This is a genomic window from Actinomycetospora sp. CA-084318 (assembly GCF_050955885.1).
Taxonomy (GTDB): domain Bacteria; phylum Actinomycetota; class Actinomycetes; order Mycobacteriales; family Pseudonocardiaceae; genus Actinomycetospora.
Window position 1 is genome coordinate 1366041 of the sequence record NZ_CP192098.1, and the last position, 14536, is coordinate 1380576.

The 14536-nt window shown below is 75.3% G+C and carries 14 protein-coding genes; 9 read left to right on the top strand and 5 right to left on the bottom strand.

The features are described 5' to 3' along the window. Nucleotides 1-18 precede the first annotated feature (18 nt). Nucleotides 19-1668, bottom strand: a complete 1650-nt coding sequence (locus tag ACQPYX_RS06700; RefSeq protein WP_433802123.1) for a Na+/H+ antiporter — start codon at nt 1666-1668, stop codon at nt 19-21. Nucleotides 1669-1765: 97 nt separating this feature from the next. On the opposite strand from ACQPYX_RS06700, the gene ACQPYX_RS06705 reads away from it, so the two are divergent. From ACQPYX_RS06705 to ACQPYX_RS06715, 3 genes are read left to right on the top strand one after another with little or no spacing between them, the layout of a single operon-like run. Beyond that, entirely contained in the window at nt 1766-2947 is a 1182-nt protein-coding gene (locus tag ACQPYX_RS06705; protein WP_433802124.1) for an MFS transporter, read from the top strand. Nucleotides 2948-2956: 9 nt separating this feature from the next. Next, nucleotides 2957-3631 (top strand): ABC transporter ATP-binding protein, encoded by a 675-nt coding sequence (locus tag ACQPYX_RS06710; protein ID WP_433802125.1) that lies wholly within the window; start codon nt 2957-2959, stop codon nt 3629-3631. Then, nucleotides 3628-4401 (top strand): ABC transporter permease, encoded by a 774-nt coding sequence (locus tag ACQPYX_RS06715; RefSeq protein WP_433802126.1) that lies wholly within the window; start codon nt 3628-3630, stop codon nt 4399-4401. Before ACQPYX_RS06710 ends, ACQPYX_RS06715 begins: the two co-directional genes overlap by 4 nt. A 71-nt stretch (nt 4402-4472) precedes the next feature. Here the strand turns inward: ACQPYX_RS06715 and ACQPYX_RS06720 are convergent, their stop codons facing one another. Next, nucleotides 4473-4832, bottom strand: coding sequence for a hypothetical protein (locus ACQPYX_RS06720; protein ID WP_433802127.1), 360 nt, complete (start codon nt 4830-4832; stop codon nt 4473-4475). A 145-nt stretch (nt 4833-4977) separates the two neighbouring features. On the opposite strand from ACQPYX_RS06720, the gene ACQPYX_RS06725 reads away from it, so the two are divergent. After that, on the top strand, nt 4978-5802 hold the full coding sequence (locus tag ACQPYX_RS06725) for an LLM class flavin-dependent oxidoreductase (RefSeq protein ID WP_433802128.1): 825 nt from the start codon (nt 4978-4980) through the stop codon (nt 5800-5802). Here ACQPYX_RS06725 and ACQPYX_RS06730 read toward each other — a convergent pair. After that, the gene (locus ACQPYX_RS06730) at nt 5729-6091 is read right to left on the bottom strand and encodes an STAS domain-containing protein (RefSeq protein WP_433802129.1); all 363 of its coding nucleotides are present in this window, start codon (nt 6089-6091) and stop codon (nt 5729-5731) included. The two genes, ACQPYX_RS06725 and ACQPYX_RS06730, sit on opposite strands and share 74 nt — an antisense overlap. Nucleotides 6092-6300: 209 nt before the next feature. Between ACQPYX_RS06730 and fdh the strand changes: the two genes are divergently transcribed. The 4 genes from fdh (at nt 6301) to ACQPYX_RS06750 (ending at nt 11852) form a co-directional block, all read left to right on the top strand. Then, the gene (gene fdh / locus ACQPYX_RS06735; RefSeq protein ID WP_433802130.1) at nt 6301-9567 is read left to right on the top strand and encodes a formate dehydrogenase; all 3267 of its coding nucleotides are present in this window, start codon (nt 6301-6303) and stop codon (nt 9565-9567) included. A 41-nt stretch (nt 9568-9608) separates the two neighbouring features. Further along, nucleotides 9609-10229: a DUF4383 domain-containing protein gene (locus tag ACQPYX_RS06740; protein ID WP_433802131.1), complete on the top strand. Its 621-nt coding sequence runs from the start codon at nt 9609-9611 to the stop codon at nt 10227-10229. A 75-nt stretch (nt 10230-10304) separates the two neighbouring features. After that, nucleotides 10305-11186 (top strand): Rieske 2Fe-2S domain-containing protein, encoded by an 882-nt coding sequence (locus ACQPYX_RS06745; RefSeq protein ID WP_433802132.1) that lies wholly within the window; start codon nt 10305-10307, stop codon nt 11184-11186. Nucleotides 11187-11198: 12 nt separating this feature from the next. After that, nucleotides 11199-11852: a hypothetical protein gene (locus tag ACQPYX_RS06750; RefSeq protein WP_433802133.1), complete on the top strand. Its 654-nt coding sequence runs from the start codon at nt 11199-11201 to the stop codon at nt 11850-11852. On the opposite strand, the gene ACQPYX_RS06755 is transcribed toward ACQPYX_RS06750, so the two are convergent. Then, on the bottom strand, nt 11819-12592 hold the full coding sequence (locus ACQPYX_RS06755) for an esterase/lipase family protein (protein ID WP_433802134.1): 774 nt from the start codon (nt 12590-12592) through the stop codon (nt 11819-11821). The genes ACQPYX_RS06750 and ACQPYX_RS06755 overlap by 34 nt on opposite strands. A gap of 130 nt (nt 12593-12722) precedes the next feature. Here ACQPYX_RS06755 and ACQPYX_RS06760 point away from each other — a divergent pair, with 130 nt between their 5' ends. Then, on the top strand, nt 12723-13667 hold the full coding sequence (locus ACQPYX_RS06760) for an SDR family NAD(P)-dependent oxidoreductase (RefSeq protein WP_433802135.1): 945 nt from the start codon (nt 12723-12725) through the stop codon (nt 13665-13667). Between the two features lie 89 nt (nt 13668-13756). Here the strand turns inward: ACQPYX_RS06760 and ACQPYX_RS06765 are convergent, their stop codons facing one another. After that, nucleotides 13757-14350: a hypothetical protein gene (locus ACQPYX_RS06765; RefSeq protein ID WP_433802136.1), complete on the bottom strand. Its 594-nt coding sequence runs from the start codon at nt 14348-14350 to the stop codon at nt 13757-13759. Nucleotides 14351-14536: the final 186 nt, after the last annotated feature.

The following is a 14536-nucleotide window of genomic DNA, read 5'->3' on the forward strand; positions in this document are numbered from 1 at the left end:
TGGCGGTCGGGAGGGCGCTCACCGCACCGTGAGCGCCGCCTGCTCCAGGTCGAGCTCGTGCTGCAGGCGCACGAACGCCTCCTCACCGAGCGTCCCGGCGTCGCGCAGGGCCAGCAGGCGCGAGCGTTCGGCCACGAGCATCGCCTGCCCGTAGCGCCGGTAGGTGTCGCGCACGCCCTCGTGGGACCGGGCGGTCTCGTCGGACTCCTCCTCGGGCTCCGCGACCGACTCGACGGCGCCCCCGCGGCCCGCGGCCTCGGCGCCGCCCTCCGGGTCGAACGCGTCGGAGGCGGCCTCGAGCGCCTCGGACGCGGCCTCCATCCGGTTGTTCACCCGGCGCCGCAACTGCTCGACGACCGGCTCACGGCCCGGGTTCTCCCGCTCGATCTCTTCGAGGCACTCCAGCGCGGCGTCGGCGGCGAGTCGACGCGCCCGCGCCTCCTCCTGGGCCTCCTCACCGGCCTCGTTGCGGGCGCTCGGGAGGCGGCGGGCCAGGGCCGGCAGGGAGAGCCCCTGCCCCAGCAGCGTCACCAGGATGACGACGAAGGTGACGAAGACGATCAGGTCACGCTGCGGGAAGGCGACCGGCAGGGTCAGCACGGCCGCCAGCGAGACGGCGCCGCGCATCCCGGCCCAGGAGGTCAGGATCGACTCCGACCACGAGGCGTGCCGCTTGCCCAGCGCGGTCCCCGCCACCTGCTCGGCGAGCACCACCCACGCGAACCGGACCACCACGAGGGTCCCGACGACCGCGACGGTCACCCCGGCCACCGCGAGCGGCGGCAGCCCCGAGATCCCGGTGACCACGGTGCGCAGCTGCAGGCCGACGAGCAGGAACACCATGCCCTCGAGCAGCCAGGAGACGGCGGTCCGCACGGCGCCGGTGACGACCCGCGCGCCCGGCTCCATGATCGTCGTCGCGCGGTGGCCGAGGTAGAGCCCGGCGACCACCACGGCGACGAGGCCGGAGACGCCGAGCTCCTCGGCCGGCAGGTAGACCACGAACGGCGCGACGAGGAAGACGACGACGTCGGTGTAGGGGTGCAGCACGCGTCGTCGTACCCAGCCGATGGCGAGCCCGACGACCGCCCCGACCGCGACCCCGCCCAGCGCCACCAGGAGGAACTCGCCGGCCGCCCCGGCGAACGACGTCGCCCCCGTGACCGCGGCGACGGCGACCGTCAGGGCGGTCAGGGCGGCGGCGTCGTTGAACAGGCTCTCGCCCTCGAGCAGCGCGACGACGCGGCGCGGGAGCCGGATGGTGCGGGCGATCGCGGTCGCCGCCACCGCGTCCGGCGGGGCGACGACCGCCCCGAGCGCGCAGGCCGCCGCGAACCCCAGTCCCGGTACCAGCGCGGCGGCGACCGCCCCGACGGCCAGCGTCGAGGCCAACGTGAGCCCCACCGCGAGCAGCAGGATCGGCCGCAGGTGGATCCGGAAGGCGGGCACCGACGCGGCGAAGCCGGCGCAGTAGAGCAGCACCGGGAGGATCACCACGAGCACGAGGTCCGGGTCGATCCGGTAGTCCGGCAACCCCGGGATCCAGGACGCGGCGACCCCGACGAGCAGCAGCGCGATCGGGTCGGGCACCCCCGTGCGTCGTGCCCCGGCGCGGACGAGGGCGGTGACGATCACGAGGCCGACGACCGCGGCGACCAGGTGGACCATTGCCCTGGAGTGCCCAGCCGACGCGGACCTCACCGCCCGCAGGACCCGGATCACGTCCGGCCCCCGACGCCGGGAATGTCCGTTAGCGTGGCTCACGATGAGCGAGCAGACGGCGTGGCGGGTCGGGGCCGGCGCGGTCGCGGTCACCACCGCGACCGTGCTGCCGGTGTTCCTGCTCGGGGCCTCGGCGGTGCAGGTCGGGGCGGAACTCGGTTTCGACCCGGCGGCGCTGGGCCTGCTCGTCGCGGCCTACTTCGCAGTGTCGGCCCTGATGTCGCTGCCGGTCGGGAAGCTCGTCGAGCGGTTCGGCTCGCGGGTCACCAGCCGGATCGCGGTGCTCGGCTCCGCGGCGGGCCTGCTCGCGACGGCGGCGTTCGCCCGGTCGCTCACCGCGCTGGCGGTGATCCTGCTGTGCTCGGCGTGGTGCAACGTGATGGGGCAGCTCTCCTCGAACCTCACGCTCGCCCGGTCGATGCCGCAGCGCCGGATGGGGCTGTCGTTCGGGGTGAAGCAGGCCTCGATCCCGCTGGCGACCCTGCTCGCCGGGCTCGCCGTGCCCGCCCTCGCGCTCACCGTCGGCTGGCGCTGGTCCTACGTCGGCGCCGCCGGCCTCGCCCTCGCCGCCTTCGCGGTCGCGCCACGCGGCTCGGCGGCCCGCGCCGACGACGCCGCCCGGGACACCGACCGGGCCACGGCCGCCCTCGCCGTCATCGGCGCCGCGTCCGGGCTCGGCGCCGCCGCGGCGACCGGGCTCGGCATCTTCCTCGTCGCCTCGGCGGTCGACCGGGGCATCTCCCCGGGCCTCGCCGGCCTCGTCCTGACGATGGGCAGCGTCGTCGGCCTGGTGATGCGGGTGCTGCTCGGCTGGCTGGCCGACCGCCGCGAGGGCGGCCACGTCGCGGTCGTCGCGACCTGCCTGCTGACCGGTGCCCTCGGACTGGTGCTGCTGGCCCTGCCCGGTCCGGTGGCGCTCGTCGTAGGGGTGGTCCTGGGGTTCGGGCTCGGCTGGTCGTGGCCCGGGCTGCTGCAGTTCGCGGTGGTCCGGCTCAACCCGGAGGCACCCGCCGCGGCGACCGCGATCGTGCAGGTCGGCGTCTACGCCGGCGGCTTCCTCGGCCCCGTCGGGTTCGGCCTGCTCGCCGGGACCGTGTCCTTCACCGCGGCATGGCTCGTCGCCGCAGCGGCAATGGTCCTCGCGGGGGCCGGGGTGCTCGTCGGACGGCGGATGCTGCTGGCCCACCGGGCGGCACGTACCGCCGACCCGGTCGGAGTCCGCTGAGGAGGAACGATGACCGCGGGATTCGTCCTGCAGGGGGTGACGGTCCGTCGGGGCGGGACGACGGTCCTCGACGCCGTGGACGCCGAGATCCCCGGGCAGGGCGTCACGGCCCTCTGGGGCCCGTCCGGGGCGGGGAAGTCGACGACGCTGCGGCTGCTCAACCGCCTCGACGTGCCCGACGACGGCTCGATCACCTACGACGGCGAGCGTCTCGACGACCTCGACCCGCACCGGCTCCGGCGCCGCATCGGGATGGTGTTCCAGCGCGCGACGCCGTTCGCGGGCACCGTGGCGGACAACCTCGCCGTCGCCGCCCCCGACGCCGACCGCGTGCGGATGGGGGAGGCCCTGAAGCGGGTGTCGCTCGCCGCGGACCTGCTCGACCGCGACGCCGACACCCTCTCCGGCGGCGAGCTGCAGCGCATGTGCCTGGCCCGCACGCTGATCACCTCACCCGGGACCCTGCTGCTCGACGAGCCGACCTCGGCGCTCGACGCCACCCCGGCCCGCGAGTTCGAGCGCACCGTCCTCGCGCTGGTCGACGCCGGCGAGCTGACCGTGGTCTGGGTCGCCCACGACGACGAGCAGGTGGCGCGCGTGGCCGACCGGGTGCTGGAGATTCGCGACCACCGGATCGTCGAGAACGGGGACTGGCAGCTCGCCCGGGGGTGGACGTCGTCATGACGATCAGCTGGACCGGACTGGCCGTCTCGCTCGTCCTCGTCGTGGTCGCCGCGGGCATCTCGCTCGCGTGGCGCCTGGGGCTCGAGCGCAGCATCGTCTGGGCCGCCGCCCGGGCCCTGGTGCAGCTGCTGATCGTGGGCGGGGTGCTCGCGCTGCTGCTCGTGCCCGGGGTGTCGCTGTGGTGGTCGTGGCTCTGGGTCGCCGCGATGCTGGGCTACGCCGCGTACACCGCGAAGCAGCGCGCCCCCTCCGTCCCGGGGCTGCTGCCCGTCGCCGGGGCGGCCTTCCTCGTCGCGGGCACCGTCTGCCTGGTCGTGCTGTTCGGGCTCGGGGTGTTCCCGCTGACCTCCCGGACGCTCGTGCCGATGGCGGGCCTCATCGTCGGGAACGCCATGACCTCGACGGTGCTCGCGGGGCGGCGGCTGCAGGAGGAGTTCGCGGACAAGCGCGCCGAGATCGAGGCCCGGCTCGCCCTCGGCCAGACCGGCCGGGACGCCGCCCGTCCCTACCTGCGCGGGGTGCTGCGCTCGGCGCTCAGCCCGCAGATCGAGACGACGAAGGCGACCGGCCTGGTCTTCCTGCCCGGCGCGATGACCGGCCTGATCCTGGCGGGCGTGCCGCCGCTGCAGGCGGTGCTGGTGCAGGCCGTGGTCATGTTCCTCGTGCTCGCGGCCGCGGCGACGACGACGAGCGTGGTCGCGCTCGGGCTCGTCCGCCGGCTGTTCACCCCGGACGACCGGCTGCTGACCCTCTCCCGCGAGCGGGTCTGAGGTCGGCGGCGTAGGCAGGTGATCATGCCGAGCGCGACGTCGCGGCCGTCGCGCTCGACATGATCATCTGCCTAGCGGGTCGCGGGGCGGACCGGTGTGGCGGCGCGCGGGGGCCGGGCCCGCGGCAGGAGACTCGAGGCCGTGACCAGCGCGAGGTAGGCGTCCTCGTAGGAGCGGGTGGCCAGGTGCGCGCAGGCCGTCAGCACGGCCGGGACCGCCCCGGAGGAGTCCCCGGGTCCGCGCGCGGCCCGTTCGGCCTCGGCGCGCAGGTGGCGCTCGAGGTGCCCCGACGTCACCGCGGGGTGCAGCGTCCGCAGATCGCCCAGCATCCCGATCGCGGTGCCCAGCGTCCGGCGCAGCGCCCCGAGATGGCCGTCCGGGGTCGGCGACGGCGGCGAGGGGCGGCGGGTACGGCGCGGGGCGACGGTCACGGAACCTCCCGGAGGCGCGGCTGCAGGGCATCCGCGGCCTGCGGTGTGAAGCCGCCCGATATCGGTGACGGCGCTCACGGTAGATGGGCGGCGAACGTGGTGTCCAGCAGGCGAAGGGCGGCCGGGCACTCACTCTCCTGCGAGGATGCTCGTCGTGCGACTCGGCGCGACGCTCGTCCACCTCGGTCCGGGTGACCCGTACCCCGTCGCCGCGTGGGCCCGGCGGCTCGCGGGCGAGGGGTTCGCGAGCCTCTGGGCGCCCGAGATCGTGGGCCGTGGGGGACTGGTCCCCGACCCCCTGCTCGCCCTCGCCGTGGCCGCCGGGGTCACCGAGGACGTCGAGCTGGGCACCGCGACCGTGCAGGTCCCGCTGCACCACCCCGCCGCGCTCGCACACCGCATGCTCTCGCTGCACGCGATCTGCGGGGACCGGCTGACGTTCGGCGTCAGCCCCGGCTCCACCGCCACCGACCACGCAGCGCTCGGCCGCGACTTCACCGCCCGCTTCCGGGTCTTCCGCGAGCAGGTCACGCGGGTGCGCGCGCTGGTCGCGGCCGGGGGTGACGACGACGTCCGGCTCGCCCCCGCGGGCGCGCCGGTCCCGTTCCTGCTGGGCTCGTGGGGGAGGAACGTCGAGCGCGCCGCCGCCGGGTTCGACGGCTGGCTCGCCTCCGGCTACCGCACCTCGCCCGACGAGATCGTCGCGGCGCACGGGCGGTTCCGGGCCGCGGGCGGGCGCCGGGCCCTCGTCTGCGCGGTCCCGACGACCGACCTGGGCGCCACCCGGGAGTCCCTCGCGCGCTACGCCGAGACCGGATTCGACGACGCGATCGTGCTGATCGAGCCCGACGGGCCGGACCCGGCGCGCGTGCGGGCCCTCCTGGACCGACGCGTCGTCAGGACCGGGGATCGCGCAGCAGCGTCCGGTCGAGCCCGGTCATCGCGAGGGCCCGCCGGCCCCGCGGGCTGACGCAGACGAGGCAGTCGACGCCCTGCCGGGCGGCGTCCTCGTGGGCCCGCAGCAGCACCGTCATCCCGGCGGCCGCGAGCAGGTGCACGTCCTCGAGGTCGATCGTCATGTGGGTGGCGAGCTGCCGGTCGCGGTAGGCGGCCTGGCCGATCACCTCGGTGAGCACGCGGTCGAGCCGCGGGGCGGCCTCGGCGTCGAGATCCCCGTGCATCCGGACGCGGACCACCGGGGGGCGGACGTCCACGCCGATCGTCGCCCGGGCCTGGCCCGGGGGCCTCGCACCGTCCATGGTTCCTCCTCGGGTGGCAGACATCGCGAGCTGCCGTGCGTCAACCCGAGTCGCACCGAGGGTATCCGGATCGCGGCCCGAGGTGTACCGCCTCGCGGACGCCGGGCACACGCGCCGGGCGCGCGGCCCGGTCGCGCACCTGGCACCCTGCATCGGAGCGGTTGACCCACCCAGCCGGACCCGACCCGCCGTCGTCGGAAGGTCCTGCCGTGGATCCGCTGAAGCTCGTCCGTCGCTGGCCGGTGGTCCGCCAGCTCACCGGGGCCGACCCGCTCGGTCGCGGCGAGGCCGTGCGCTCGAACGCGCCCGAACCCTGGACGCCCCGCACCGACGAGGCCGACACGGTGACGCGGTCGGTCTGCCCGTTCTGCGCGGTCGGCTGCGGGCAGCGGGTCTACTCCCGGGAGGGCCGGGTCACCCACATCGAGGGCGACCCCGACTCGCCGATCAGCCGCGGCCGGCTCTGCCCCCGCGGCTCGTCGAGCCTGTCCCTGGTCACCTCGCCGTCGCGGATCACGAAGGTCCGCTACCGGCGCCCGGGGGGCACCGACTGGGAGGACCTCGACCTCGACACGGCGATGGACATGATCGCCGACCGCGTCGTCGACACCCGGGCGCGGACCTGGCAGGACACCGACGACGAGGGGCGCGTGCTCAACCGCACGCTCGGCTTCGCCCACCTCGGCGGCGCGACCCTGGACAACGAGGAGAACTACCTCCTCAAGAAGCTCTACACCGCGCTCGGCGCCGTCCAGGTGGAGAACCAGGCGCGCATTTGACACAGCTCCACCGTCCCCGGTCTGGGGACCAGCTACGGGCGCGGCGGCGCCACCAACTCCCAGCAGGACATCGCGCAGGCCGACTGCGTCGTCCTGGAGGGTTCGAACATGGCGGAGGCCCACCCGGTGGGCTTCCAGTGGGTCATGGAGGCCAAGGCCCGCGGCGCGACGATCATCCACGTCGACCCGCGCTTCACCCGCACCTCGGCCGTCGCCGACACCCACGTGCCGATCCGCCCGGGCACGGACATCGCGTTCCTCGGCGGCCTGATCAACTACGTCCTCTCGCACGAGCGGGACTTCCGCGAGTACGTCGTCGCCTACACGAACGCCCCGATGCTCACGCGCGAGGAGTTCCACGACGCGGGTGACGACGACGGGCTGTTCTCCGGCTGGGACTCCGAGACGCTGAGCTACGACACGTCGAGCTGGCAGTACGAGGGCGCCGACGTGGCTGCGGCCTCGGGCGACCGCGACGAGTGGGACTCCGACGAGCACGCCCCGCGGGCACGGGTCGCGTCGCACCGGCAGACCCACCTGCTCGGGCAGTCCGAGGGGGCCGGCTCCGGCGGGGCCCGGTTCTCCGGCGAACCGGTCCGCGACGACACGCTGCAGCACCCGCGGTGCGTCTACCAGGTGCTCAAGCGTCACTTCGCCCGGTACACGCCGGAGATGGTCTCCTCGGTGTGCGGGATGAGCCCGGAGCAGTTCACCCAGGTCGCCGAGGCGATCTGCGCCAACTCCGGCCGCGAGCGCACCACGATGTGGGTGTACTCGGTCGGCTGGACGCAGCACACGGTCGGCGTGCAGTACATCCGCTGTGCCTCGATCCTGCAGGCGCTGCTGGGCAACGTCGGCCGTCCCGGCGGCGGGATCATGGCGCTGCGCGGGCACGCGACGATCCAGGGGTCGACCGACATCCCGACCCTCTACGACCTGCTGCCCGGCTACATCCCGATGCCGCCGAAGCACACGCGCATGCACCTCGCGGACTTCATCGAGGCCGACTCGGCCACGAAGGGGTTCTGGGGCAACATGAGCGCGTACGTCGTCAGCCTGCTCAAGGCCTGGTACGGCGACGCCGCGACCCCGGAGAACGACTTCTGCTTCGACCGGCTGCCGCGCATCGACGACGACCACTCGACCTTCACCACGGTGCTCAACATGATCGACGGGCACTGCGAGGGTTACTTCGTCCTCGGCGAGAACCCGGCGGTCGGCACCACCAACTCCAAGCAGCAGCGCGAGGGGCTCGCGGCGCTGCGGTGGCTCGTCGTCCGGGACCTGCAGGAGATCGAGACCGCGACGTTCTGGAAGAACGGTCCGGAGATCGAGACCGGCGAGATGCGCACCGAGGACGTCGACACCGAGGTGTTCCTGCTCCCGGCGGCCACGCACATCGAGAAGGCCGGCTCGTTCACCAACACCCAGCGACTGCTGCAGTGGCGCCACCAGGCGGTCGAGCCGCCCGGCGACGCCCGCAGCGACCTGTGGTTCGTCCACGAGCTCGGCCGGCGCATCCGGGCCCGCCTCGCGGACTCCGACCTCGCGCGCGACCGTCAGGTCCTGGACCTGACCTGGGACTACCCGACCGAGGGCCCGCACGGCGACCCCGATGCGCACGCCATCCTCAAGGAGATCTCCGGCTACCGCGTCGCCGACCGCAGCCCGGTCGACGGCTACACCCAGCTGCACGACGACGGGTCCACCGCCTGCGGGTGCTGGATCTACTCCGGTGTGTACGCCGACGACGTCAACCAGGCGGCCCGGCGGAAGCCCGCGGGCGGCGAGAGCCCGGCGGCGCTGGAATGGGGCTGGGCCTGGCCGATGAACCGGCGCGTGCTCTACAACCGGGCTTCGGCCGACCCCGAGGGCCGGCCGTGGAGCGAGCGCAAGGCCTACGTCTGGTGGGACGAGCAGGCGCAGCGCTGGACCGGCCACGACGTCCCCGACTTCGAGCCGGACAAGCCGCCGTCCTACCGGCCGCCCGAGGGGGCGACGGCGCAGGACGCGATCGGCGGGAACGAGCCGTTCATCATGCAGGCCGACGGCCGGGCGTGGCTCTACGCCCCGACCGGCCTCGCGGACGGCCCGTTGCCGGTGCACTACGAGCCGGAGGAGTCGCCGACCCGCAACGCGCTGCACCCGGGCACCCGGGCGAACCCGGCGCGGCAGCGGTTCGACCGCCCGGACAACCGGTACAACCCGCCGGACGGCGAGGTCGGGTCGGACGTCTACCCGATCGCGTTCACGACCTTCCGCATCGCCGAGCACCACACGGCGGGCGGAATGAGCCGGTGGACGCCCTACCTCGCCGAGCTCGCGCCGGAGATGTTCGTCGAGGTCTCGCCGGCGCTGGCCGCCGAGCGGGGGCTCGAGCACACCGGGTGGGCCACGATCGTCACGGCCCGGTCGGCGATCGAGGCGCGGGTGATCGTCACCGAGCGGGCCAAGCCGCTGCGGATCGACGGGCGCACGGTGCACCAGATCGGGCTGCCCTGGCACTGGGGTCCGAACGGACTGGTCACCGGCGACGCGGCCAACGAGCTGATCGGCATCACGCTCGACCCGAACGTCCACATCATGGACACGAAGACGGGCACGTGCGAGGTCGTCGCCGGGCGGCGGCCCCGCGGTCCGGCGCTGCCGGAGTTCGTCGAGTCGTACCGACGGCGGGCGGGCATCGGTATTTCCTGACGGCGGGTGTGGTCGGTGTGGGGTACTGGGTTACCCGGGCCATGAGCGAAGGACGCACCGACTACGACCCCGCCTCCCAGAGCGACGATCCGGGGCGGTCGTCGGTGCACGACGAGTCGCCGCGGGGCGCCGGCCCGTACGTCCAGCCGGGTCGCGACGAGCAGGGCAACCCGGTCCCGTCGGTGCCCCACGAGGGGCTCCTCGGGCGGATCGCCACCTCGATCCTCCTCGGGCAGAGCGTGGTGCTCGCGGTCCTCGCCGTCTGGGGGATCGTCGGGCTGGTGACGTCAGGCAGCCCGGCGCAGGTGCTCAACCTGACGGTCAGCCCGGCGCACGCGGTGCTGCTGGCGGCGACCGCCGTGCTGGGGGCCGCGTCGACCGTGGCGCGCCGCTGGGTCCGGCGGTGGTGCGTGCTGCAGGTCCTGCTCTACCTGGTGCTCTACCTGATGGGGCTCACCGCCGGCGGGGGACCCGACCAGCCCGGGTGGCTCGCGCTCAACACCCCCGACCACTTCCTGCACCTCGCGCTGGCCCTGCTCGGCTTCGTCATGATGATGCTGTTCAGCGCGCGCATCGTGGAGCCGCCGCCCGGCTCGGAGCCCTACCCGAACAACCGCACGGACGACCCCGACGCCGAGGCGGAGCACCCCGGGCAGGGCTGAGAAGCGGGTGTGATCCCGGTGAGGGGCCGGGCACCCGCGCCGACCACCACCCCCGGCCCGAGAGGCAGCGACGCCGTGCGCCCCTTCGACGACATCGACCGGATCGCCGCCACCGAGGCCCTCGACCGGGTCGCCGCACCCGCGCGGGACCTCGTCACCAAGGTCCTGACCAACCAGAAGATCGCCGACGTGCTGCACGGCGTCCCGATCGGGCACCCGCTGCACCCGATCCTGGCGCAGGCCTCGTTCGGCAGCTTCGTCTCCGCGGGCCTGCTCGACGTCCTGCCCCGCACCCGCCGGCCCGCCACGGCGCTCATCGGTGTCGGGCTGCTGACGGCCGTGCCCACGGCCGCCGCGGGCTGGGCGGACTACTCGCAGGCCCATGAGGAACAGCAGCGCGTCGGCATCGTGCACGCCGCCGCGAACATCACGATGCTCGCCGGCTACGTGATGTCCCTCGGCGCGCGGTTGCGCGGCCGCAGCACGCGCGGCGCCCTGTGGGGCTGGACCGCGCTGGCGGTCGGCTCGGCCGGCGCGGCCCTCGGCGGGCACCTGAGCTACCACCAGTCACTCGGCGCGAACCACGCCGAGGACTACCCGCACATCGGCCCGGAGGACTGGACCGACGCGGGCGCGTTCGACGACCTCCCCGAGGGCGAGCCGACGATGCGTCGCGTGGGCGAGGTCCGGGTCGTCGTGGTGCGCCGCGGGAACGAGGTGCGGGCCCTCGGCCAGCGGTGCCCGCACGCGTCCGCACCGCTGTCCGACGGGGAGCTGACCGACCGGGACGGCGACGACTGCCTGGAGTGCCCGTGGCACGGCAGCGTCTTCCGGCTCGACGACGGCCGCGTCATGCAGGGCCCCGCGACCGCCCCGGCCGCGGTGTTCCCGGCCCGTGTGCGCGAGGGACGCCTGGAACTGCGCGTCGCGACCTGGCCGGGCGTCCCGGCCGGCTGAGAGGAGTCCGCGATGGACGACGAGCGCCTGCTGGCGGCCGTGCTCGAGCGGGAGGGCGCCGTCCCGACGACGGCCCTCCCCGAGCGCGGCGACGAGACCGCGCAGCTGTTCGGGCTGCTCGTGGCCGCCGTGGTGGTCACCGCCCACGGTGACTCCGCGGCGACCGCCGACGCCGTCGGGTCGGTCCTCGGCCGGTGGCGGTCCGCCCGTGAACTCGCGGCGGCCGACCCGGCGGACGTCCGGACGAGCCTCGGCGCCTCGGTCGAGGGCGGGGAGGGCTCCGCCGTGGACGACGGCGCCTCCGACCTCGCCGGAGCCCTGCAGGACCTCGCGACAGCGCTCGGGGACGTCGACCTCGCCCGCCTGCGCGGCGACGCGGACGGCGATCCCGACGCGCTCGCCGCGCGGCTGGCGGACCTGCCCGGCGTCGACGACGCGGCCGCGGAGGCGTTCGTCCGCGAGGTGGCGGTGCGGTGGCCGGAACTCCAGCCCTACGCGGGCGGGACCGCCCTGCGGGCGGCCCGGGAGCTGGGCGTCGCCGACGACACCGCCGGGCTCGCCGCTCGCGCGGACGGGCCGGACGGGCTGCGCCGCCTCGCCGGGGCGCTCGCCCGGCTCGACCGGGACGGGGCCTACGCCGAGATCCGGGAGCGGGCGGCGTCCTGATCGGAGCGGTCGGCGCGGTCGAGCGCCTCCGCGAGCGCGAGGTGGGCCGGGCCCGTCGTCAGGAGCTGCAGGTGGTCGCCCTCGACGACCACCTCGCGGGCGCCCGGGACGCGGTTCGCCGGTCCGGGCACCGTGCGGTCCGCCGCGCCGACGATGCTGGTGAACGGGATGCCCACGGTCCAGTCCGTGCCCAGCGCTGCGCGGTAGTCCCGGCAGCACGCGCCCAGCAGGCACGCGACGGTGGCGAGCCCGGGGACGCCCAGGGTGCCGCCGAGCGTCACCATCGCGCCGAGCCCGAGGGCGACCGGGGCGAGGCCGTACATCGCCAGCGGCGAGCCGAGGGTCGTCAGGGAGGCGACGGCGCGCGGGGCGTGCGTGGCCGCCACCCGGGCGAACTGACCGCCGCGGCTGTGCCCGACGAGGTGGACCGGGCGCCCGGCCTCCTCCGCGCACGTCTCGACGCGGTCGGCGAGCGTCTCGGCGGCCCGGCCCGCGCACCCGACGCCCATCCCGTCGGTCACCACGCTGACATGGTGCCCGCGCGCGGCGAGCATCCGCGCCGTCGGGGCCATCACCGGCATCGTCGCCGCCACCCCGCCGACGAGGACGACGGTCGCCCCCGGTGCGGCGGCCCGCGGGACCGCCACCGGCTCGGTGGCGAGGCGGTCCATGACGAGGCCGCCCGCCCACTCCATCCCGGTCCGCACCGTGCGGTGCGTCCACGCCTGCACGCTCGTCATCGACCTCACCCGATCCGTCGGCGGACGGCTGGCGGGCTCAACCGGGGCCCGGTGGTACCCGCGCCGGTCCGGGCCCGGCGCGTGGGACGCCGGACGTTTGGCGGCGCGAGAGGCCCGTCCACCCGCAGCGATGACTGCTGCACGTCCGAAGCCCGGGGCCCTCGTCCTCGGCGCCAGCCGCGGCCTCGGCCTGCTGGTGGCCGGCGAGCTGGGGCGGGCCGGGTACGACCTGGCGATCGCCGCCCGCTCGGCCGACGACCTCGAGGCCGCCCGACCCGAGCTCGAGGCCACCGGTGCCCGCGTCACGACCCTCCCGGCCGACCTCGCGGAACGCGACGCGGCCGAGGCCTGCGTGGACGCGGCCGAGGAGGCCCTCGGCGGGCTCGACGTCGTGGTGGCGTGCGTCGGCGTGATCGGGGTCGGCCCGGTGGAGGCGTTGTCCGCCGGGGAGGTCGTCGGGCTGCACGACGCGGTGTTCAGGCCCGTCGCCTACCCGGTGCTGCGCGCGGCCGACGCGATGCGGCGCCGCGGGGCCGGGCGGATCGGCATCGTCAGCTCGGTCGGCGGCGCCGTGCCGGTGCCGCACCTGCTGCCCTACACGGCCGGCAAGTTCGCGGTGCGCGGGTTCTCGGAGGCGTTGCGCACCGAGCTCGCCCCGCACGGGATCACGGTGACGACGGTGCTGCCGGGGCTGCTGCGCACCGGCTCGCCCCGCCACGCCCTCGTGGCCGGACAGCGGGAGGCCGAGTACCGCTGGTTCGCGGCGCTCGACAGCCTGCCGATCCTGTCCACGTCCGCCCCGCACGCGGCGCGGACGATCGTGTCGGCCACGCTGTCCGGCCACGCCGAGCGGTTCCTCACCCCGGCCGCCATGGTCGGCGCCCGGCTGCACGGGGTGGCGCCGGGCCTGACGACGCGCTTGTCGGGTCTGCTCGCCCGGGTGCTGCCCGGCTCCGGTGACGACGAGGGCGTGGCGCGCCCGGGGTGGACGCTGCCGGAGCAGCCGTCCTGGTTCCGGACCCTGACCACGCTGACCCGGCGGGCGGAGGCGCGCCACCAGCCGGCGGACCGGTGATCGTCCGGTCGCCTTCGTGAGCGAACGGCACGCTCGCAGCATCTATGTGCGCGACAGTGCCGCTCGCTCGGAACGGGGGGCCTCGCCGCTCAGCGGCGGAACAGGTCCCGCACCTTGTCGACGAGGCCCGCGCCCGGCGCCGCCGCGGCGAGTGCCGCGCCCTCGCGCGGAGCATGCGGGTGCGGGTGGGTGGGCGCGGTCCGCGCGGTCCTCGCCGCGCGCTGCCCGGCGTCGCGCAGCTCCTCGGCGGGGCACGCCTCGGCCAGGGCCGGGAACACGTGGCTCTCCAGCTCACCGGCGTGCTGCGTGACCAGGGCGTCCACGATCTTGAGGTGGATCCAGAAGTCGCCCTTCATCGGGAGCCGCTCGAGCTGCTGCAGCTGGTCCTCCAGCTTCTGCTGCCCGGCGTCGATGCGGTTGGCCGCGGCGTCGCCGTCGGGCACGTAGCGGCGCACCAGCGGGAGCAGGTGGATGCGCTCGCCCACCGAGTGCCGCACGAGGTCGGTGATCAGCTCGCGGGCGGTGTCGACCGAGTCGCCGGCTCCCGAGCCGGTCCGGCGCTGCAGGGCCAGGACCAACCCGGCCGCGTCCCGGTGCTCGCGGGTCAGCCGCAGCAGGAGGTCCTCGCCGTCGGACTCGGGCGCGGGCCGGGTGGTGCTCTGGTCGGCGGTGCTCGGCTGCATGGGGACCCTCCGGTCGTCGCGGGGTGGACGCGGCTGGAGGGGTCAACCGTCGGTCGCGTACCCGGCGACCCGGTCGGGGCAACCGGACGTCGAGGCGCGTATCAAGATCGTGTTCTGCCGAGCGATGTGCGCGCTCAGCGGGCACATCGCTCGGCGCAACAGGATCTCGGAGCCCCCCGGACGGGC